At 40.6% G+C, this 23,779-nt stretch carries 12 protein-coding genes; 11 read left to right on the top strand and 1 reads right to left on the bottom strand.

Features of this window, described 5'->3' with window-relative positions:
- The first annotated feature begins 149 nt into the window (after nucleotides 1–149).
- The 11 genes from RB604_RS03260 (at nucleotide 150) to RB604_RS03210 (ending at nucleotide 21,981) form a co-directional block, all read left to right on the top strand.
- Complete coding sequence (locus RB604_RS03260) at nucleotides 150–1,748, top strand: tetratricopeptide repeat protein (protein WP_005928479.1); 1,599 nt, start codon at nucleotides 150–152, stop codon at nucleotides 1,746–1,748.
- Between the two features lie 205 nt (nucleotides 1,749–1,953).
- The gene (locus RB604_RS03255) at nucleotides 1,954–5,106 is read left to right on the top strand and encodes a SusC/RagA family TonB-linked outer membrane protein (RefSeq protein WP_055293793.1); all 3,153 of its coding nucleotides are present in this window, start codon (nucleotides 1,954–1,956) and stop codon (nucleotides 5,104–5,106) included.
- 24 nt (nucleotides 5,107–5,130) lie between these two features.
- The gene (locus RB604_RS03250) at nucleotides 5,131–6,651 is read left to right on the top strand and encodes a RagB/SusD family nutrient uptake outer membrane protein (RefSeq protein WP_055293791.1); all 1,521 of its coding nucleotides are present in this window, start codon (nucleotides 5,131–5,133) and stop codon (nucleotides 6,649–6,651) included.
- Between the two features lie 78 nt (nucleotides 6,652–6,729).
- The gene (locus tag RB604_RS03245) at nucleotides 6,730–9,345 is read left to right on the top strand and encodes a zinc-dependent metalloprotease (RefSeq protein WP_055293789.1); all 2,616 of its coding nucleotides are present in this window, start codon (nucleotides 6,730–6,732) and stop codon (nucleotides 9,343–9,345) included.
- A gap of 78 nt (nucleotides 9,346–9,423) precedes the next feature.
- Nucleotides 9,424–10,257 carry a T9SS type A sorting domain-containing protein gene (locus RB604_RS03240; protein WP_007479752.1) on the top strand — a complete coding sequence of 278 codons (834 nt, stop codon included), beginning with the start codon at nucleotides 9,424–9,426 and terminating at the stop codon, nucleotides 10,255–10,257.
- A gap of 115 nt (nucleotides 10,258–10,372) precedes the next feature.
- Nucleotides 10,373–13,042, top strand: coding sequence for an MGH1-like glycoside hydrolase domain-containing protein (locus tag RB604_RS03235; RefSeq protein ID WP_055293787.1), 2,670 nt, complete (start codon nucleotides 10,373–10,375; stop codon nucleotides 13,040–13,042).
- A 22-nt stretch (nucleotides 13,043–13,064) separates the two neighbouring features.
- Nucleotides 13,065–13,349 (top strand): LysO family transporter, encoded by a 285-nt coding sequence (locus RB604_RS03230; protein WP_172680664.1) that lies wholly within the window; start codon nucleotides 13,065–13,067, stop codon nucleotides 13,347–13,349.
- Nucleotides 13,346–13,948, top strand: coding sequence for a LysO family transporter (locus RB604_RS03225; RefSeq protein WP_007479755.1), 603 nt, complete (start codon nucleotides 13,346–13,348; stop codon nucleotides 13,946–13,948). The genes RB604_RS03230 and RB604_RS03225 overlap by 4 nt, the downstream gene beginning before the upstream one ends.
- A 12-nt stretch (nucleotides 13,949–13,960) precedes the next feature.
- Complete coding sequence (gene lacZ, locus RB604_RS03220; protein ID WP_055293785.1) at nucleotides 13,961–17,104, top strand: beta-galactosidase, LacZ type; 3,144 nt, start codon at nucleotides 13,961–13,963, stop codon at nucleotides 17,102–17,104.
- Nucleotides 17,105–17,120: 16 nt separating this feature from the next.
- Complete coding sequence (locus RB604_RS03215) at nucleotides 17,121–19,049, top strand: MGH1-like glycoside hydrolase domain-containing protein (protein ID WP_055294000.1); 1,929 nt, start codon at nucleotides 17,121–17,123, stop codon at nucleotides 19,047–19,049.
- 37 nt (nucleotides 19,050–19,086) lie between these two features.
- Nucleotides 19,087–21,981: a zinc-dependent metalloprotease gene (locus RB604_RS03210; RefSeq protein ID WP_055293783.1), complete on the top strand. Its 2,895-nt coding sequence runs from the start codon at nucleotides 19,087–19,089 to the stop codon at nucleotides 21,979–21,981.
- A 102-nt stretch (nucleotides 21,982–22,083) separates the two neighbouring features.
- Here the strand turns inward: RB604_RS03210 and RB604_RS03205 are convergent, their stop codons facing one another.
- Nucleotides 22,084–23,733 carry an AMP-binding protein gene (locus tag RB604_RS03205; RefSeq protein WP_007479759.1) on the bottom strand — a complete coding sequence of 550 codons (1,650 nt, stop codon included), beginning with the start codon at nucleotides 23,731–23,733 and terminating at the stop codon, nucleotides 22,084–22,086.
- Nucleotides 23,734–23,779 lie beyond the last annotated feature (46 nt).

Below are 23,779 nucleotides of genomic sequence, written 5' to 3'. Positions count from 1 at the left end.
ACGTCTTTGGCGTAGAAACACTCCCATTGAGTAAGTAGGCTGTGGTAGGCCTTGACAGCGTTGGGCAGTGGTTCTACGTCTTTTTTCATATTTTGCGTAGCACTTGCTGATTGTGAATATTTTAATATTAACTATGGAGCTACCAGACTATGAAACCACTATTGCTTATTCTGCTATATTTTGTTTCTGTAGATGTGAACTATTCAGATTCTTATCAAAAAGATGCCTGGAAGTGTTTGGATAATTCTTATAAAACCTTATTGACTGATCCTAAGCAATCTGCTGCATATTCCATGCAGGCTTATGATATATTGAAACAGACAACGGATTCTGCATTGATTGTCTATACTTTGTCGATGTCGGGACATGCTTATATGCTTTATGGGAATTTTGATCTGAGTATGAATGTGTACTATAAAGCTTTATCCTATTGTCCGGAAAAAGATCTAAAAGCAAAGGCTAAGATAAATCTTAATTTGGGAACTTTGTATGGTTCATTGAAAGACTTTTCAAAAGCAATGGAGTTGATTGATAATGCCACTTCAACATATAAGGTTTTGAATGATTCGGCGGGAATAGCCAATGCTTATAATGCCCGTGGTTTGATTCATGTCTATATGAACGAAACGAACATAGCTGATAAATTTTTTAAAGACGCTTTACGCATAAACAAGGTTTTGGGAGATAAAAAAAATATGGCAGCCAATATAAACAACTTATGTCTTTATGAAGGTAATACGGAAGAAAAAATAATGTTGTTGGAAGAGGCCATTGGTATTAATAAACATTTGAATGCATTATGGTCGTTAGCCGAGAATTATAATAATATGGGGATGCAACTATTCTATGCAAAGAAATATGATGATGCTTTAGATGCTTTGAAGCAGGCGGAGGGGTATGCATCTGAGGTGAATGCTCATGAATTGATATGTGATAATTATGAATACCTTTCTAAAGTGCATTCGGCGCAAGGGCATTATAAAGAGGCTTATGTCAACTTACTGAATTTTGAAAAAAAGAAAGAGCAATTACTTCGAAAAAAAGAGCTCGTTGATATTGAAAGAAGTTTGATAAGGAATAAATTGCAAGAACAGAAGAAGGAGGCAGAGTTAGTTCACCAGCGATATCAACTGTCATTATTAAGACGAAATATATGTATTGCGATCGTAATCTTTTTAGGTATCAATGTGCTGACATTTTTGTTAGTCAAACAACTTAAGCGAAAGAAGGATTTACAGATTGCGAAAGCACAAAAGGAATTGGCAGATTTAAAATTACATCAGCAGACGGTGGAATTGGAGGTGCAATCGGAAAAGCTTGAGAGTACCCAGAGTGAACTGACTAATTTTGTTCTCTTTCTGAATAGTAGGAATGAACTGTTGGAGAAAATCAGAGAGATGATAAAAGCTGCCTATAAAATGAATGCTAATGAGATATTGACTCATTTAAAAAGGATAAATACATATATTCTTCAAGTAAAGAAGATGGAGGAAGAAAATGATTGCCTGACGCACGAGGTCGAAATGCAAAATACTGAATTTCTTAACCGGTTAGTACAGAAACATCCGGGATTGACTCCCGGTGAAAAAAGGTTAGCTACTTTTTTGCGGGTTAATTTATCTACCAAGGAAATTTCTTTATTAACGGGGATCTCTGTTAAAGCTATCAGTATGGCAAGATATCGCTTAAGAAAGTCATTGAACCTACATCCTCAAGAGGACATTTTTTGTTATCTGCGTAATATTTGAAAAAGTGATTTTGTAGAGTACTTTTCTGTTGTTAAATTATTGCTAATTAGTGTTTTAGTTCTTGCTTGTGTAGGGCGTAAATATGATTGTTTTATACTTTTGTAGGGTCTGTGTAGACCCTTTTTTTTAGGCTATATTTAGGTTTTGGGGTTTATTTGCTGCTGTGTTTGAAAAGCGCATTTATTAACTTTAAAATTTAATTGCTATGAAGCAAAGTTATTGTTGGGGAGGCATATTACTATATGCTATAATGCTATTCCTTTTATTTATTCCATCCTCTGCTTATGCACAAAACTACCAATTAAAAGGCTACGTACTGGATACTGCCAATGAGCCGTTGATCGGTGCCAATGTAATTGTGGCCGGGACAACTAACGGGGTAATTTCCGGTTTGGATGGTGGCTTTACCTTATCTGTTTCTCCTAACGATCGGATTGAAGTATCCTATATGGGATATATAAAGCAGATCATTCCTTTGAACGGGCGGAAAACAATTAAGGTGATTATGCAGGATGACAGTCAGTTGTTGGAAGAGACTGTGGTAATCGGTTATGGTACTTTGAAGAAAAGCGATATGACAGGGGCAATTTCTTCGGTAGATGTAGAATCCTTGGCAAGCCGTGCGACGACTAATCCGGCGGAGGCCTTACAAGGAAAAGTTGCGGGAGTTAGCATTTTGAAGTCGGGAGGAAATGCAGGAGCTTCTATCTCTGTTAAAATACGTGGTATCAAGACGATGGGCAGCAATGAACCTCTTTATATAATCGACGGTTTTCCCGGAGATATTACTACGGTTAATACACAGGATATCGAGGCGATGGAGATTTTGAAAGACGGTGCGGCGGCTGCCATATATGGTTCAGTTGCAGCCAATGGTGTGGTCATCGTAACTACTAAAAATGGGAAAAAAGGTGATGTCAAGGTTGATTTTAATACATTTTTCCAGTTTACGAGTGCGGCTAAGAAGTTTGAAATGCTGAATGCAGATGAATACTTAAATGTGCATAATATGATGTATGAGAATGCCGAAGCGAAGAAAATCGGTTATCTGACATTTACTGATAGCGATGGAAGACTGAAAAACCCAACAGGTTTTGATACGAACTGGCAGGATGAAATGCTTCGTGGCGGGTTGTCTCAAAACTATAATGTGAATGTCAGAGGTGGATCTGATATTGCCAAATATTCTGTCTCTTACAATCATTCGGATGAGAAAGGAATTTTAAGAGGGAATAAATATGTTCAGGATAATGCCCGGATGAAATTGAACGTGCAGAAATATATTTTTAATTTCGACGCTTCCTTATCTCTTAAAGTTACCCAAAGCCAGCAACCGCAATATTCTATAAAAGAGATGTATGCAATGGCTCCATTGGTACCTGTATACGATGAAGATCAACCCTCCGGTTATGGTCTGAATGAAATGAAAGTAGACGGTGTTCGTCTGGAACTGCCCAATAATCGCAATGTAATGGCCGATGACCACTTTAAGCATAAAAAATCGAATGGATACGATCTTATAGGAAATATCGGGTTAACGGTTGATTTTGCTCCGTGGCTTAAATTTAAGACCGCATATGCATACAGAGGGTACTACACGAATACAAAATACCATTCTGAAAAATTCACTGCCGATGTTCAAGGACAACAGTTATACCCATATAATTACGATTATAATTCTTATTGGTTCGAACAGACTTTTGACAATGTGCTGACTTTTGATAAAACCTTTGGTAAACATTCATTGAATGTAATGGCCGGTAGTTCACTGACTGCTGCAAGGAAAGATTGGAGCCAAATAAATGTTGAGGGTAAAAAGACAGTGTATGATGTAGTAAACGGCAAGTTGGATATCAAAGATGAAGCCGCCGGCTTTTTTGATCCTACTTCGCCTACCATTGATGCCGGTAATGGCGGCACATTCACAGGCAACGGTTCATTCTGGAACTATAACCGGGCGTCTTTCTTCGGGCGCGTCAACTACTCCTATGGAGGTAAGTATATGCTTCAGGCAACAGTTCGTGCCGATGGCTCTTCTAAGTTCGGTAAGAATAACCGTTGGGGTGTTTTCCCGTCTGTTGCCTTAGGTTGGCGTATCAGTGAGGAAGAGTTTTTCTCTAAAGATATTATGAGTAATTTGAAGTTGAGGGTCAGTTGGGGACGACTCGGAAATGAAAATGCGTTGGGCTATTATTATGCTCCTACCATGACTAATGACAACACTCAATGGATGAGCTACATACAAGGGGGAAATCCTTGGCCCGGAATGAGTAACCTATATTTGGTAAACGACGATTTGCGTTGGGAAACTACGGATACTAAAAATATCGGAGTAGACTTTGGTTTCTTTAACAATAAACTTTATGGATCGTTGAATTATTATTACAACACTACGGAAGACTTATTGATTGAAAAAGTGATGCCACCTTCTGCCGGTATTTATAATCCTACGGTAAATGTCGGTAAAATGAGAAATAAAGGGTTTGAACTTGAACTGAACTATGCTGACAATATTAATGGGTTCGAATATAATGTAGGATTTAATCTTTTTACGACCAAAAATGAAATGTTGAAAGCAGACCCTAACCAGATTCTGTATGGGTCGGGGTTGAAGGGGGCCGGCCATTTTGTAACTCAGACGTTGGAGGGGTATCCTGTTGCTGCTTTCTTTTTATACCAAACGGACGGTATTTTCCAGTCGGCAGAAGAAGTGGCGAATCACACTGCTGAAGTCGAACAGCCGGATGGCTCTGTAAAAACAGTACTTCTCCAACCGAATGCCAAACCGGGAGATATCCGTTTCAAAAATGTAAATGGTGACGGTGTCATCGATGAGAGCGACAAGGAATATTGTGGCTCGGGAATTCCTAAGTTGGAAGCTAATTTATCGTTTAGTGGTTCTTATAAAGGATTAGACCTGTCTTTTTTGTTAGGGAGTGCTTGGGGACATAAACTATATAATGCTAATCGTTTGTATTATGAGGCAATGGACTCTGGAACGAATATGTTTAAATCTACTTTAAATGCTTGGACGGAAAACAATTCGAATACCGCAATGCCCCGTGCGGTTTTGAAAGATCCGAATATGAATACCCGTGAATCGGATCGTTTCTTGGAGAAAGGTAACTTTATTCGTTTGCGGCAATTACAGTTGGGCTATACGTTGCCTAAAACTTGGACAAAGAAAGTCTATATTGACAAATGCCGGTTGTATGTTAGTGGTGAGAATCTCCTGACTTGGACTAATTATTCCGGCATCGATCCCGAATTCTCATCCGATATTTTGGACACGGGTGTGGATGTATTCATTTTTCCTTTTACTCGCTCGTATGTAGTCGGATTGCAGGTGACGTTTTAATTAATTTCTAAAAATAGCTTAATCATGAAAAAACATATTTATATAGCTTTTCTTTTCTGCATTGTCTCTTTGACGGGATGCGATAATTTCCTGACGGTGGAAAGCCCGGACTTTTCGACGGATAAGTTCTGGAGGGACTCTGTTGACGTGGAATCCGGACTGTCGGCTGCTTATGGGCAGTTGGATAACAGAGCCGGTAGTTATAATTTTGCTGAAATAAAATTTGTTGTAGAGACGTTTCGTGAAGATATAATGAATATTGGTGCTGATGTCAATAATTATCCTGAGTGGGGGCCGATGTATGATTTTACGTACAACAACGAAAGTTCACGGATCAAGGAGTATTGGATGAATTGTTACAATGGCATTAACTATACCAACAATGTGTTGTTTGGAATAAGAAAAGTACAGTCCGGTAATAATCCGATGAGTACCGCCAAATGCAATAGCGTACAAGGAGAGGCCTTGTTTCTGCGTGCTTATTATCATATGAAGTTATTATTGAACTGGGAAAAGATAGTCATTCGTAACGAGTATCTGACTACTGAGGTAGAAGTACATAAAGCCCTTTCCTCAAGGGAAGACGGTTGGGATTTTGTCTGTTCGGAATTGTCGGATGCAGCTAAGATCCTGCCACAAACCCGTCCGTCGCTTGAAGCCGGCCGCGTGACTAATGGCACTGCCTATGCCTATTTAGGATGGGCGTATTTGACGAGAGCTTATGAGGTTCCTGATAAAAAGGCGGAATATCTTGAAAAAGCGGCCGGGGCTCTCGATCAGGTAAAAGGATATAGTCTGGAGAAAGATTTTCTGAGTATGTTTAACGGGACAAATAAAAATTGCAAAGAATCTATTTTTGAGATTCAGTTTACCGGAAATACCTCAGATGGTGCTTTCCACCAACATGTATTGCATTATTGGGTCGCTGCTCCGGTGTTGAGAGGTTGGGATGAAATCCGTCCCAGCCAGATGATTTTGGATGAGTTCAGAAAAGAAGGCCGGGTAGCTACTACCGGCAATCTGGATTCACGGGCTTATGCAACCATGTTTTTTAATGATCCTTATTTTAATGATGGTGAAGGGCGTATTTATGGATTTGAGTATTCGGACTTATTTGATGAAAATGATGAAATTAACCGTTGCTTCCGGAAATATATGCCGGATGACATGCAGAAATTAAAACAGTCTTATACTTCGACAAATGTACCGTTGATGCGTTATGCCAATGTGTTGTTGATGCAGGCCGAAATTCATAATGAACAAGGACACCCGGAATTGGCTGCCCCCTTGATAAATGATATTCGAAAAGTACATGGAGATATGCCGGAGATTTCAGGTGATTCTTATGATTTTATAAAGGCACAGATTGAACACGAACGTTTGATGGAATTTGCATTGGAGAACTATCGCTTTTATGATCTTCGACGTTGGGGTAAATTGGATGAGGCTTTGCATGCGGCCGGACGGGTGAATTTCCATTCGGAAAAACATGCCTTTCTACCGATTCCGTTAATGGAGATTCAGAGTAATAACAATATCGATTAGAGTAACTTTTTATTAATTGTTGAATGGGATTCGGGGGGTCTGAGAAGACCTTCCTAACCCGCTTAATACCGTAACAGAATGAAGAAAAATGCACTTTTTTTATTGAATGTACTTCTTGGAATAGGGAGTATGGGTACCGTAGCAGGACAACAGGATGTGTGTGGTTTTGAACACCAACAAGCGGAGTATAGAAGAACACATCCCGATGCAAAGTTCGAGTCGGAGAATATTTCGAATTGGAAGCAAACGCGGGCAGCAGCCGATTATTATCAAGGACAATATGTAATTCCTGTTGTGTTTCATGTATTTGGTGAACCCACCAATGATACCCGTCTGAAGGTTACTTATAGTTTGATAGAGAAAGCTCTTAAACAAACGAGTGAAGATTTCCAGGGATTGACGGCAGATTATGATCAGACGGGAGCCAGTAGTCGCTTTGAAAATATCAAGAAACCGTTGAATATTGATTTCCGTTTGGCAAAAATCGATCCGGAAGGTAATCCTACGAAAGGTGTCATCTTCTATGACGAGGCTGAGAAAGGTTTTGGCAACGGTGGGGGATACGATGAAGCTATTCAGAAATATGCATGGGACAATAGTAAATATATGAATGTATACATCATGAAAGATCTTTATGCCGATGGTGATCTCTATAATTCGGGGGTGTCTTGGCTTCCGGATAATGGAATGATGTTGGACAATTTGGCACGGGTGGTTTATAATGGAAGTTATATAGGGAGCAATACGAGCGAGAACTTTCGTCGTGTCTTGACTCATGAGTTTGGCCATTTTATGGGGCTGCATCATACATTTGAGGGAGGATGTAATTATCCGAATGACGGAATAGAAGATACTCCGCCGGTAGCAACCTCCAAATGGCCTGCCGATAAGGTAAATTGTGAGGGCGATTATACCGATTGGGAGAATTTTATGAATTATACGGATGCTTACCGGCATTTCACAACAGGGCAGGTGGCGCGGATGGAGTATTATTTGAACGAATCTATGTCTCGTAGCCAGTTGTGGCAGGAAGATAATTTATTGGCCACAGGTGTGGAAGACGGACATCAACTCTCACCGTCGGTATTGGTGGTAAAAGGTCGGAATTTTACGGAGACAGATAATAACCAGGGAGAAGTAGGAGGTACTTTACAACTGGAAGCTGCCTATGGTTTAACTTTTGCCCGGATCGGCACTCTTGAGGAAGGTACGGATTATACGGTTACCAATTTACCGGAAGGCTTGAAGGTGGTAGTTACTCTTTCAAGTGATGTGACTGCCATTGTTAAATTGGAAGGAAAAGCAACCAGTCATCGGTTGGCTGATAGTCAAAAGGAGGTGGGTATAACTTTGGATCCATCAGTTTTGAAACTTGAAGGAGGAGCGGTTACCGTTCAGAAGATTAGTTTTGGGGTTCTGTTTAACGATCCTTACACTTCTTATTGCCTGTTTAATCCACGTTTTGCTCCTTATGCACATATCTCTAAAGTAAAATTTGCCCAAATAGAAAGGAATACGGAGTTTGACGGACAGCAGTATAAAGATTTTAGGACAGATTATGTGGCTGGTGTGGAAAAAGGAAAAACTTATCAGTTGGAAGTGACAGTACAGAACTGGAAGTCGGGAGAAGGTGACCCATATACTGTTCGTGCATGGTTTGATTGGAATGGTGACTATGTATTTCAACAAGATGAAATGATAGCTCCCCAAAAAATAGCCAGAATAGGTAAAGCAGGAACCGAACATGTGTTGAGTTTTGATATAGCGGTTCCTGATGATATGGTTGAGAATAAAGAAGTTGGATTCCGTGTTATGTTGCACTATACATTGGGAAATGATGGAGCAGATCCTTGTGGAGAGATAGATAGTGGTGATGTGGAAGATTACGGAATGATTATAGGCGAGGACAAAGCTCATGTATTGCCTCCGGATGGACCGGATGAACCGACGGAAGAGGTCTGCACTCCTGAATTCTCTTATCAGGCTTATGCACATATCCAGAAAGTTGAATTTGCCGGGATGTCTAACGAGACTTTCGGAGAACCCGGGAATACGGATATTATAGAGGATTTTAGAGAAAATGAAAAGCTGAACGTACATCTTGAGAAAGGGAAGGAATATGTGATGAAAGTAACTTATGCCAATTTAAATTCTCACCCGAAGGACAGTTATGTATTGCGTGCTTATATAGACTGGAATAATAACAGGATATTGGAAAAGTCGGAATCACAAAAGATAGCTATTCCCGCTATTGGAGCAGCAGGTAGTCCTACTACCGTTGAGTTTAAATGGAAAGCCCCTGAAGATGTCGTTGTAAAGCAAAATTTACATATGCGTGTATTTATCCATTATGGGGATGCAAACAGTATGGCTGGTGAGTTACCTTGTGGAACCGTTGAGAACGGTCAACTGGAAGAGTATTATGTAATTGTTTCTCCAGACCCGACCGGAATTACGGATAAGCACATGGATGAATGGAATGTATATCCAAACCCGACAGATGGTATTTTACATATAAGTGGCACAGATACGAATGTTTGCAGATATCGACTTTATAGTGTGGATGGTCGTTTGGTTCAGGAAGGGAGCGTATCGGATTCAGTAATCGATATTAGCGGACAGGTCAAAGGTATGTATATTCTGAAAATAGAGACTAAAGAATCTATTTTACAGAGAACTGTAATTTTAAGATAAATAAAACCGGCCGGTAGGCAGGTGTTGTCTACCGGCTTATTCTATTAAATTATTAATTTATTAAAACAAAATTGGATTATGAAAAAAAGTTTACTTTGTTGCTTTTTGCTGTTTAGTATGATAGCAGGGCAGATGATGGCTCAATCTCAGTTGTGCAGACCGGAATTAACTTGGGGTGCCTATGCCTGCATCTCGAAAGTCGAGATTAATGGAATGGTAAGTGAATCGTCTACTACTCCGGAAGGGTGGAATGGAGAAATAGGTTCTAATACGTATGATGAAACGGTTATGTATGCTGATTATACGCTGGATAAAGACAGAGTTGTAAAATTAGAACCCGGAAAAGAGTATGAATTGAAAATTACTGTATGTAACTTTTCATCCGGTGCGGGAGATGAATATTATGTAACTGCATTTTTTGACTGGAATGGGGATAGCCAGTTGACAGCAAGTGAAACCGCTTTTCAGAAATCAATAATGGTAGGAAAGCCCGGACAGACTTCTTTTAAGGTGGTTACAGGTAAGATTACGGTTCCTACAGATGCTGCAAAAACAGTTACTATGCGTGCATATCTGCACTATAAGACTCCGGATGTACCTTATACAGATCCTTGTTGTACTCAAGATGGTGGAGTATTACAGGATTATACTGTAGATCTTAGCGGTGCCTCTTCTATCCAAAACATTCAATCTGATTCGTTTGTGGTTTATCCTAATCCCACAGAGGGGGAACTTTCTGTTAATTTGGAGGATGCCAGTGAATATATGCTTTATAGTATTGATGGCAGACTTGTTCAGAAAGGTATTGTAGATAGAAATGTGATTGATGTAACTGGAAACGCTTCGGGGATGTATATTTTGAAGGTAAAATCCGGTGCTGAGATTAAGTGCGCTAATATAATTATCAAATAACATTTTAGAAACTGTGTAATAGAACCGGCTTGATAAAAATATTTATCGAGAGTACGAAACCGGTAATGAATATCGAGCCGGTTCTTATTTCTATATTATAATAATGCTGATATTTATGGGAATTTTTAGATTCAGAATAGTACGATTGCTGTTTTATATAGTTTGTTTTTCTATATCAATATCAGCTATGGGGCACAATGATATTTATAGTGTAGACTCTTACAAAAATATTCTGGACATCCGTTATACTCCTTATAGTAATGATTATTTTACGGGCGGCTTTTCTGATTCCGGTGCCTGGGTCTGTTTTACCTTACCGTCTGAGGATAACTGGGTGAATGGATTTTGCGGTCCTTTTGAATTGGATCATCGTTTATGGATTTCGGACGCTTTGTTGCAAGTCGGATTTACCCCTAATGTAAAAACAGAAATGTTTAAACCTGTGGAGGTGTCTTATGCGCCGGGGGAACTTTATATGTCTTCTTCTTCCGACATGGGGAACATACAGCAACGTTTATTTTTCGTTGATCGCTATACGGCACTATGGAGCTGCGAAGCGGCAATGCGGAATCTCTATGTTCTCAATGGCTCGTTGAGTGGTATAAAACAGGTTCAACTGACGGATCATGTCCTTTCTATGACCCTCTTCACCGGAGAATTGTGTACTGTCACATTCTCATCAGATTTTAAGCTATCTTATGAAAATTCAAAGTTTCAGGCTGTACTTCCCAAGGGGATGAAAGGCTATGCGGCAATTTCTTATTTCTATGAATCACAGCGACCGGAAGGATATACAGCTTTTTTACAGAATATGATAGAACGCCCTGATGCGTGTATTGCTAATCATAAAGATCGGTGGTTTCGGTATTTGAAATCCGTGCTACGTCCGGAAATGCCCATTGAATACCATCGGATTGCTGTAAAGGCAATGGTCACTTTGTTGTCCAATTGGCGGGCATCGAGAGGAGACCTGCTTCACGATGGAGTGATACCTTCTCATGCAATGAGTTATTTTATCGGTTTTTGGGGGTGGGATTCTTGGAAGCATGCAGTGGCACTGAGCTGGTTCGAACCGGAATTAGCAAAGAATCAGGTTCGTGCCATGTTTGATTATCAAACGCCGGAAGGGATGATTATTGATTGTATTTATATAGATAAGAATGAGAACAATGAGCGTAATAGTAAGCCTCCTTTAGCAGCTTGGGCAGTGAGTGAAATCTATAAATCGACGCAAGATGCCGATTTTGTGAAAGAGATATATCCTAAACTATTGCATTATCACCAATGGTGGTATAAATATAGAGATCACGACCGGAATGGGTATTGTGAATTCGGGGCGGTAGATGGTACACTCGAGGCAGCGGCTTGGGAAAGTGGAATGGACAATGCCATCCGATTTGATCGTTCTTCTATGGTAAGTAATGGTGTGGGAGCTTGGAGTTTAAACCAAGAGTCTGTTGACTTGAATGCTTATCTGGCTTATGAATACCGCTTATTGAAAGAATTGGCCATAATTGCCGGATATGAATTTGTGGAACCGGACCGGACGGCATCTGTTGCAGATTACTTCTTTGATGCTGAGAAAGGATTCTTCTATGACAGAAAATTGAAAGGTGGAGACTTTGTAAAGGTGGAGGGCTGTGAGGCATATATCCCGTTTTGGACACAAATAGCTACCCCGGAACAAGCTAAAGCGGTATTACCTTATTTCACTGATCCGTTGAAGTTCTCTACTTATATTCCTTTTCCTACAGTGACGGCGGATCATCCGCAGTTTTCTCCGAATGGTTATTGGCGGGGTCCTATTTGGTTAGATCAAGTCTATTTCGGTATACGAGGACTGAGAAACTATGGTTATGCACAATTGGCTGATGATTACACCAAGCGGGTTTTTGACCGATTGAATGGTTTACGTGGAGATGCTCCCATTCATGAAAACTATGAGACAAATACCGGAAAGAGATTAAAATCACCACATTTCAGTTGGTCGGCAGCTCATTTGCTGATGTTGTATCGTGAGGCTGGTGTGTTGGATGCTAAGTCAACCGATTTGTGTCTGTTCCAATCGGATTATCGGAATTATGCATACATTCAGGAAGTAGAGTTCGAAAATATACATCACAAAATGTCTTATTCAGAGACGGGGTGGACAGATTATTCATCGGAATATACGGCTGAAGTGGAAAACGGCAAGACTTACCAACTGAAGGCTACGGTTGTGAATTGGGATTCGGGTGATTCGGATACTTATAAATTGAGACTTTGGATTGATTGGAATAGGAATTACGAACTGGAAGAAACAGAGCTGATCGATACTAAATTGATTAGTCCGATAGGGGAACGAGGCAAAGAGCATATCTGTCGGTTTTCAGTCACTATTCCTGAAAGTTTGGTGAAAGGGGAAAAGCTGAAGTTCAGGTTGTTCCTCCATTTTGTGACCGATGAAGCGGATGGAACAGATCCTTGTGGCTGGGTGGATAGTGGGATAGCTTGTGATTACGGATTGGTGGCAACGCAGAGTAGTGGCTTTATAAGTAGTGAAGAAGGAGTTGGAACGGCAAAGGTTTATCCGAATCCGGTAGCTGATAATTTATATATTGAAAGTGCTACTTCTATTAGTCGGTGTTTTATTTATGATATGGAGGGTTGTGAACGGTTCGGGCATTCGGGTAATATCTCTAAGATTGATGTGACGCCTTTACCTCCGGGTAATTATATTCTCCGGATCGTGTATGACGAGAAAGCGAAAAGGCGGGATGATTTTTTTAAGGTAGTTGTTCAATAAACTTAGCTTGATACATATGTTTATATTCCTTATTATCGGACTTATGCTGTGCGGAGTACTGACCGGATATCTTTTCCGCAAAAGAAAACTTAACTTTATATATCGTGTAATTACTTTTTTGATCTGGATACTGCTGTTTCTTTTGGGTACAGAAGTAGGAGATAATAAAATGATCATTGAAGGTTTGCATTCGTTAGGGTTGGAAGCATTGGTTATTACTCTGGCTGCTGTCGGGGGTAGTGTATTGTGTGCTTGGTGGTTATGGATTTTTATTTCGACCGGAAAGCTGAAAGGAGGTGAAGAATGAGAGACAGTCTTATTATTGTACTGTTCTTTGCCGTAGGAATATTATTGAGTTGTTTTGACCTTTATCCATCCGGATTGGAGCAGTTTAATCTGAGCTTTTATGCATTGTGTTTTTTGATGTTCTGTGTGGGTATTAGCATTGGTAATAATCCTCATATACTATTGAGTTTCAGAAGACTTTCCCCGAAATTCTTTTTACTTCCTGTATGTACGATTTTAGGGACACTTGCCGGTTGCTATGTCAGTAGTTTCTTTTTTGAAAGGCATTCTTCTGTTGATTGTATGGCAGTGGGGGCCGGTTTCGGATATTATTCATTATCAAGTATCATTATCACGGAATATAAAAATGCGGAACTCGGTACGATTGCTTTGCTATCTAATATAATGAGAGAAATCATTGCTTTACTGGCCGCTCCTTTTTTAGTTCGTTTTTTTGGAAAACTTGCGCCTATTTCAGTAGGAGGTGCCACAACGATGGATACCACTTTGCCGATAATAACCCGCTGCTCGGGACAGGAATATGTTATTGTTTCTATTTTTCACGGCTGTACGTTGGATTTTTTAGTTCCTTTTTTAGTGACGTTACTATGTTCAATCTAAATTATAATAAATATGGGAAAACATATTTTGTGTCTTATTATTAATAGTTTGTTCTGTTCTACACTTCTATTGGCAGAACAACAAGTAGTTCCTTGGCAGGATCCTCAAGTTTGCGGTATAAACAGGGAACCGGCATGTGCTCATTTTATTCCTTTTTCTTCTGAGGAGAAAGCCCTGGCCAATGATTTACAGTCGAATGAACGACGAATGTCATTGGATGGAACCTGGAAATTCCTTTACTCGAGAAATGTGGATGAGTGCCCGAAGGATTTTTTTAATGAGAAATTTAATGTACGGAAATGGAAAAGTATCCAAGTTCCCGGGAGTTGGGAGTTACAAGGATTTGATGCTCCGATTTATACGGATGTGAAGTATCCTTTTCCGGCTGATCCTCCTTTCGTCCCGTCGGATTATAACCCGGTGGGAATTTATGTCCGTGAGTTTATCGTACCGGTATCTTTTCAAGAGATGGATGTCTTTTTAGATTTTGAAGGGGTTGAGTCGGCTTTTTACTGTTGGGTAAATGGTAAATTGGTTGGTTATGGTGAAGATAGCCGGTTACCATCTCATTTTGATGTAACTTCTTTTCTTCGACCGGGTAAAAACAAGATAGCAGTTCAGGTATTCCGTTATAGTGACGGTTCTTATCTGGAAGGGCAGGACTATTGGAAATATAGTGGTATCGAGAGAAGTGTATATCTGGTGGCACGTCCTACATGCCGTGTAAAGGACTTTAAGATATCGGCTCCATTGAATAAGGATTATAGAGATGGTGATTTTCAATTGGGGGTTACGATGAAATTATCTGATAATTCCATTGGGAACCGGCTTCAATTGAAATTAATGGATGGAAATGAGCTATTGTATGCCGATCAAAAGACGGTAACTTCTCCATCCGATACTCTTTTTAACTTTAAACATCTTGTTCCGAATGTGAAAGCGTGGAGTGCGGAGACACCTTATCTTTATACAATGCTGGTCAGTGTGACGGATAAAGAGGGGAAAATGTTGGAAACATTCCGGCATCGTGTCGGCTTTCGTACGATTGAAATGCGTAACGGGCAACTTTTAGTAAACAATGTTCCTATTCTCATTAAAGGGGTAAACAGGCAGGAACATGATCCTCTTCATGGTCGGACATTGACGTTAGAGACCATGCTGAAAGATGTGAAGATGATGAAGCAGTTTAATATTAATGCAGTTCGTTGCAGTCACTATCCCAATAGGCCGGAATGGTATGAACTGTGTGAAGAATATGGACTTTATATGATTGATGAAGCTAATATAGAATCACATGGAATGGAATATCATGAAGACGGAACTTTGGCTGATAATCCGGATTGGGAACATGCTTTTATGGAACGTATGAAACGTATGGTGATGCGTGACAGGAATTTTACGGCTATTATCACTTGGTCATTGGGTAATGAATCCGGCTACGGAAAACATTTTGAAACCTTATATCATTGGACGAAAGGTTTTGATCCCAGCCGTCCTGTGCAATATGAGGGTGCACGCCGGGAAGGGTTATCGGATATTTATTGCCCGATGTATCCTCGTATCTGGTGGTTAAGGGAGTTTGTGAATGAACGCAAAGCAAGGCCGCTGATCATGTGTGAGTATGCACACTCTATGGGAAACAGTACGGGAAATCTTCAGGATTACTGGGATTTAATTTATAAATATGACAATCTGCAGGGAGGTTTTATCTGGGATTGGGTGGATCAGACTTTTGCAGAAAAAGATCAGGAAGGTCATCCTATCTGGGCTTATGGAGGCGATATGGGATATGTGGGAGTACCTAATGATTCCAATTTTTGTGCCAATGGTTTGGTGGCAGCCGACCGTTCGCTTCATCCGCACATATGGGAGGTAAAAAAAGTTTATCAATATGTACATTGTGAGCCTGTTCCGTTTGCTGATAACAAACTGCTTGTTACCAACCGCCATGATTTTATAGATTTATCCGGTTATTATATGCGGTGGACAATTGAAGCGGACGGAGAAGAGGAACAAACCGGTGAAATTGATTTTCCGGTGATTCCTCCCCACTCTCATATGGAGATGACTGTTCCGTTTCGGAAAATCAAGCCGGATTCAAGAGAATATTTTTTGAAAGTAGAAACTTTGTTGAAAAATGACAAACCGCATGTTTCGAAAGATTTTATAGTTGCGATGGATCAGTGGCAGCTCCCTGTTGAGAGACAGGAAGGGGTGAAAATGGTAACTCATGAACCGATAGTGGTATCCCGGCAAGAGAATGGGTTGAAGATTGGTAATAAAGAATTTGATGTAGAATTTTCTGCAGTTTCGGGAGAAATGATTTCTTTAAAGTATAAGGGTGAGGAGATGCTTCTTGCAGGTTTACAGCCTAATTTTTGGCGTCCGTCGACTGATAATGATGTACCGAGCGGGCTTCTATCACGTTGTATCGGTTGGAAAGAACCGATGAAAAATAGTAAACTGCTTAAACTGGATATGCAGGTTGAACCGGATAGTTCATTGGTTATTGTCGTTGCCGATTATTATTTGCAGGAACAGGAATCTGCGATACAGATGACTTATCATATTTTGGGGAATGGTATAATAAAGGTCGAGATGGCCTTTACACCCGGAAATAAACCTCTGTCGGAGATGCCCCGGTTCGGAATGCGTATGATACTAACAAAGGAGTATGACCGTATGTCTTGGTTGGGCAGGGGGCCGCATGAGAATTATGCTGATCGGAAAATGTCTGCTGCGGTAGGGGTATATCAATCCGGTGTGTGGGAACAATACCATCCCTATGTTCGTGCGCAGGAAACTGCTAATAAATGTGATACACGTTGGTTTTCTCTTTGTAATACAGAAGGGGAGGGGCTGTTGTTTGTGGGAACAGAACCTTTGTCTGTAAGTGCATGGAATTTTATGCAGGATGATATAAACTATGTTCCTTTTGAGATAGAGCGCAGGCACGGAGGAAGTATTAAAAAGAGAGATTTGGTTTGGGTTAATATAGATTTGTTACAAATGGGTGTCGGTGGAGATAATAGCTGGGGGGCTCAAGTTCATCCGGAATATACGATTACACCTCTTCCCCGGAAGTATAGCTTTGTTATACAGCCGGTCGATACCTCAGAGAGCATAAGTAAACAGGCACGTCAAATATGGTTTTAACTAAAGAATAGAGATGATGAAAAAACTGATAATGAGAATTTGCGGATTAGTTGGGGCGGTTATGTTTTTTATAAACTGCTCGGAGCGGAAACCGGTGGCTTATAATTCTTTGGTGCATGAATATGGAAATATTCTCGACATAGCTTACACTCCCAATGATTCGGCTTTTGGTAAAGGATGGTTTTCTGATCAGGGTTCCTGGATGGGATTTACTCTACCAGAGAAAGAGCAATGGATAAATGGATTTTGTGGACCATTCGACTTGGAGAGCCGTCGCTGGATTTCCAAATCGCTCTTGACAGTGGGACTGACGGAATATCCGGATGCGGTCTTCCATGCAGACTCGGTGAATTATTTTCCGGGGGAATTATTTATGCGTTCATCAATGGAAAAAGGAGTGATCACTCAACGGTTGATTTTTATAGACCGGTCTAATGTATTGTTGGAGTGTGTTTTGGAGGATGAACAGTCTTTGTGCTTTTCGGGTCGGATAAGCGAACGGAGTACTTGCAATGTAGTTAATAATTCATGTGTCTTGTCTTTGTCTTCCGGTCAACAATGTATGCTTACTTTTCCCGACCGTACGAAAATTACTCTTTCGAATGATGGATATGAAGCACGAACAGCTCCAGAGCGTACAGTATATGTGATTATGTCTTTTTTGGATAATCCACAGATACGAAGTTTTGATTTTGGGGCGATTGGTGATATGGAAGCTCATCCTGCGGGATACATTGAAAAACATTATCAGCGCTGGAATGGATATTTGGGAAAGGTGTTACGTTCCGATATGCCCGAAGAATACAATCGGATCGCTGTCAAAGCGGTTGTCACATTAATTTCTAATTGGCGTAGCAGTCGGGCCGGGCTACTGCATGAAGGGGTTGTACCTTCCCATGCTGTGGGGTATTTTATGGGCTTCTGGGCGTGGGATTCTTGGAAGCATGCTGCTGCGCTTGCCGATTTTGCTCCGGAACTGGCGAAGAACCAGATACGGGCGATGTTTGATTATCAGTTGGACAATGGAATGATTATTGATTGTATTTATACGGATATCCGTGAAAATAATGCGAGAGATAGTAAACCGCCTTTGGCGGCATGGGCTGTGGATCGTGTTTTCGAAGAAACCGGGGATACTTCATTTGTAAAAGAGATGTATCCTCAGTTATTGAATTATTATCGTTGGTGGTATATCGACCGTGATCATAATTCAAATGGAATTTGTGAATTTGGATCAGTTGACGGTACTCTTGAAGCAGCTGCTTGGGAAAGTGGTATGGATAATGCTATCCGGTTTGATGATGCCCGGATGGTGAAGAATAGTGATACTGCCTGGAGTTTTGATCAGGAATCGGTTGATCTGAATGCTTTTCTGGCTTACGAATATAAGCTGTTGAAGAAACTGGCGAACGTATCGGGACAGGCATTTGATGAAAAAGATCGTACAGATTCCATACGGACTTATTTTTATGATGAAGATGCCGGATTCTTTTTTGACAGACGTATGGATGGAACTTTTGTAAAAGTGGCCGGTAGTGAAGCGTATATTCCTCTTTGGACCGGTATTGCTACGGAAGCGCAAACGAGTGGTGTCATGAGACAATTGGAGGACACAACGAAATTTTCAACATATATTCCTTTTCCTACCGTGGCTGCCGATAATCCGGATTTTATGCCTAAAGGGTATTGGAGAGGTCCGATTTGGTTGGACCAGACTTACTTTGCCATTTCCGGATTGAGAAAATACGGTTATGTGAAAGAGGCGGATAAATATACCCGGCAAGTCTTTGACCGGTTGAACGGCTTAAAAGGAAATGGGGCGATACATGAGAATTATGAAGCCCATACGGGTGAGCGATTGAAAGCGCCGCACTTCAGTTGGTCTGCTGCACATCTTTTGATGTTGTATGAAGAGTATGGGCAAAGGGAAAAAGAACGAATGTGAACTGTATCTATTAATATGAATAACAAATTTTTTTAAAATGAACAACAGAAAATGTCACTTGGCTGCATTAGTGTATTTGTTGGCAGCTATGGGAGGAACGGCACAAAATATACCCGGATATAGACCCGGAGCACCTTTGCCGTGTCGCGCTCACGAACAGATCAAAACTTTTTTTGAAGAAAATCCGCAGGCATTGGAACGGCATAAGGTTCCTTGCCGGACACGAGTAGTAGCGGAGCGTCCGGATCATTATGTAATTCCGGTGGTATTCCATATTTTTGGTGTGGATTTTAACGGGGCTACCATTAATGATGAGATTATAAAGGATGCTTTAAGGAAAACGAATGAAGATTTTCAAGGTGTAACGACGAATACCGGAGATGATAATCCGGATTTTAATATGAGGCAGGCCAATATGAATATTACTTTTAAATTGGCAGAAAAAGGACCTCAGGGAGAGGCAACGACCGGTATTTTGTACCATCGTCTCGAAAGTGGATTTGGTAATTATTATGCACCCCGTATGGCTTTGTATGCATGGGATAATCATAAATATATGAATGTGTATATAATGAATGATCTTTATGGGGACGGAGTGACTAATAATTCGGGTGTTTCCTGGTATCCGGATATCGAAATGACGGATGAGAATTTGGCACGTGTGGTATATAACGGTGCATATATCGGTACGAATACGGATGAGAATTTTCGGCGTGTACTGACTCATGAATTCGGACATTTTTTGAATCTTGCACATACCTTTGATGATAATAGCGGAGCATGGCCCGACGGATGTAACCTGAATAAAGCGGGAGAACCTAATCCGGGAGACTGGGTGGAAGATACTCCTAAGGCCGATCAACCGTTGATGGGGGCAACAGACCGGAACTGTGAGGGAGATTTGACGAATTGGACCAATTATATGAATTATTCTTATGTGCGTACTTCCATGTTTACTAAAGGACAGGTGGATAGGATGTTGGATGCTTTGGATCATCCGGCACGCATAGAGTTATGGCAGGAGGATACTTATAAGCAAGTCTTTTTTACAGACAATAAAACAAAACGCATTGCACTTTCTAATAGGGGAGATATTTTGGAGGCTCCGGCCAATGACGGATCTTTTGATGGAAGTTTTGACTTTACATTGATGAATGGTACGTTGGCTAATAAGGATTTTGTGTATAATACCGATTTTACAGTGGAAAGATTACCGGAAGGATTGACTGCAAAATTACAACGAGTGAATGATACGCGACTAACACTGTCTTTTGAGGGGAAGGCCATATCTAATGACCAAAATATAAATTTATATGTGATCTTCAAAAATGGTATGTTGTCCAGTGGTGAATTATATGATTGTAAATTACCCGTAACTTTGGAATGCCGGGCATCTTATGCCATTAAATATGTTGATTGTGAGGATATTCGTATATCTTCGGCTTATGGTTGGGAGTTTCTTCAGTTGGATTCCAGATATGAACATTCGGACTTTGGTTTGATGTGGAATAGTAATGCCGGAAATTATTATGGATATTTGTTTATCGAATCATATGGTAAGGAAATGATGGGAGCAAGAACCAACTTGACTGTAGTCGATTATGGTGAGGAGATCGGTGCTTCGTCTACGTGGTCAACGGGGATTGATCAATATCCTAATCTTGGAACTTTAGTTTCTAAAGGCTATGACGCTTGGAAAGGTAAAATAGCATTTGTGGGCATTCAGTTTGAAGGTACTCTTCCGGGCGAGACACTATATGGCTGGATGAGGGTATCGGTTGCCGATGACGGAAATTCCTTCACTCTCCTTGATTATGCTTTCAATGAGGCACCTGGAGAGACAATTATGGCGGGTCAAAAAGGGAAAACCCTGTCTAAAGCAGAGATGGTATACGGAGGAACATCGGTGACGGAAGACAGCGAACTGAATGATGGAACCATTACCCAGACCGTTAATCTTGTTATTATGGGAGACAATACATTCAAAAGGACCGGTGAGTTGGCGATGGGAACGGATTATCGGATGACTGTTCCTACGGGGTTGGTATCCAAATTAGAAGTTGTTTCCGCTAAAAAAGCAATTTTATCTTTTACTGGGAAGGCGGAACGTCATGATGCCAAGGATCTTGATATTTCAGAATTGACATTGGAGCCGATGATATTCACTCACTCGGATATATCTAATTTGTCTTTACAGTTGACTTTTAATTTCCTTGATTCTTATAAGATTATTGTTGAAGATTTGCAGATAGGTGCCGGCGCTGATTATGGAAGTTGGACCTATTTTACGGCTCCTATTGTGTCGGAAAATGCTTATGGGGCGTGGGAGTTTGCTGCGCGGCATTTAAAACTGGAAACCTATATGAAACCAATGGTCTGCCTGTCGAATACAAGGAATATTGCTCCTTTAGCTAAGGGGACTATAATAGGGGGCAATTCTAATTGGGTTATTCCCGGTACATATCCTGATCAATTGGATATTGCTACACGGGAGTATACTGATTGGTGTGGTAAGACGGCATATGCCGGTTTCTGTTTCGAATATTTGGGCAAAGATTTATATGGTTGGTTTGAAATCACAGTGGCGGAAGATGGATCTTATTTCACAATAGATAAATATGGATATAATGAAAATCCGGGTCAATCAATTCTTGCTGGAGAGGCGAAAGGTGACGGTGGTACCGGTTTGCAGAAAGATGTGGAACTTGATGGAATTCTTTTATCTCCCAATCCGGTTCATGAACAATTGAGCGTAATGGCTCCGGCAAATACACGGATTATGATTTATAATGCTTCAGGAATGATAGTATGGAATGGTACTATGGAAAATGATCAGACGATAATTCCGGTATCTTCATGGGACAAAGGTTTCTACTTCGTTCGTTTATCTAAGAATGGAATAAATGTAGTGGAGAAGATAATTGTCAGATAAGAGTAAGAAGGGTACATTAAAAAATCCGCTTCACAAATCATTATATTTTTTGTATTCAGATTTATAATGATTTATGAAGCGGATTTTTTGAATAAAACCGGTTTATATGATTTCGATGCCTTGTTCTTTGCAAAGCTGTAATCCCAAATCCTTCAGTTTGAATTTCTGTATTTTACCACTTCCTGTCATTGGAAATTCATCGATAAAGAATACATATTTAGGAATTTTATAACGGGATATTTTGTTTTTGCAGAATTCTCTTACATCGGATTCGTGCATTTTCACTCCTTCATGGAGAATGATGAAAGCACCTACGGCTTCACCATATTTCTTGGAGGGGATACCTGCAACCTGTACATCTTTTACTCCTTCGAGTTTGTAAAGGAATTCCTCTATTTCACGCGGATAAATATTTTCTCCTCCACGAATAATCATATCTTTAATGCGTCCTGTGATACGGTAATTCCCATCTTCATCTTTGATACCGAGATCACCTGAATGCAGGAAGTTGTTTTTATCGAGTACTTCCGCCGTAGCTTCCGGGTTCTTATAATATCCTTTCATGGTGTTGTATCCACGATTACACATTTCTCCTTGTACGCCTATGGGACATTCTTCTCCTGTTTCCGGATCGATAACTTTTACTTCCGTAAATTCGAAATCACGTCCTACAGTATTACAACGGACATCAAACGGGTCGTCAATACGGGAGGCTGTCATGCCCGGAGCGGTTTCGGTGAGCCCATATACGCTGGTCACTTTCATGTACATTTTCTCTTCTACCTGTTTCATCAGTTCGACGGGACAAAGCGAACCTGCCATAATTCCTGTGCGGAGACTGGACATATCGAACATGTCGAACATCGGATGATGCAGTTCGGCTATGAACATGGTAGGAACTCCGTAGAGTGCGGTACAGCGTTCTTTGTGAATGGATGCCAGTACTACAAGCGGATCGAAACGTTCTACCATCACTTGGGTACAACCATGGGTCAGGCAGTTCATGGTGGCTAATACTACACCAAAACAATGGAATAGAGGGACACAGCAACATAATTTATCGTCTGCCGTGAATTTCATGTGCTCACCGGTAAGAAATCCGTTATTGCTGATATTGTAGTGGGTGAGCATTACTCCTTTAGGAAAACCGGTGGTTCCCGATGTGTATTGCATATTTACCACATCGTGGCAATCTACCTGGTTCTTGAGTTGGGTTAACTCTTTATCTTCTACATTATTTCCCAACAGAAGAATTTCTGCGGTATTGTACATACCTCTGTATTTCTCTTGCCCAACGTAGATAACGTTTTTCATATATGGGAAGCGTTCGCTTTTCAAATGACCGCGTTCGCAAGTTTTAAGTTCCGGGAGCATGGTGTAGGTCATTTGTACGAAATCACTGTCTTTTTCACCGTTTACGATGCAGAGTGTATGCATGTCGGAATTTTGGCAAAGATATTCCAGTTCCGCCTGTTTGTAATTGGTATTTACCGTTACATAAACGGCACCTATCTTTGCACAGGCATATAAGAGGGTAAGCCAGTCGGGAACGTTTGCCGCCCAAATGCCAACGTGCGTCCCTCTTTCTACTCCGATGGCGATAAGTCCCTTTGCCATATCGTCTACACGGTGGTTGAACTGTTTCCATGTAAAGCGAAGGTTCCGGTCGGAGTATACTATATATTCTTTGTCAGGGGTTGTTTCTGCCCAATGCTCAAGCCATTGACCAAGAGTTCGATTGTATAATTGCATAATTAATGATTAAGAAAGGAAAGGGGGAAGAATGGAGATGGGAGAG

It is taken from the genome of Bacteroides salyersiae, from assembly GCF_031172035.1.
Taxonomy (GTDB): Bacteria; Bacteroidota; Bacteroidia; order Bacteroidales; family Bacteroidaceae; genus Bacteroides; species Bacteroides salyersiae.
The sequence above is the reverse complement of the archived record's forward strand: the minus strand, read 5'-3'. Positions and strand labels throughout refer to the sequence as shown.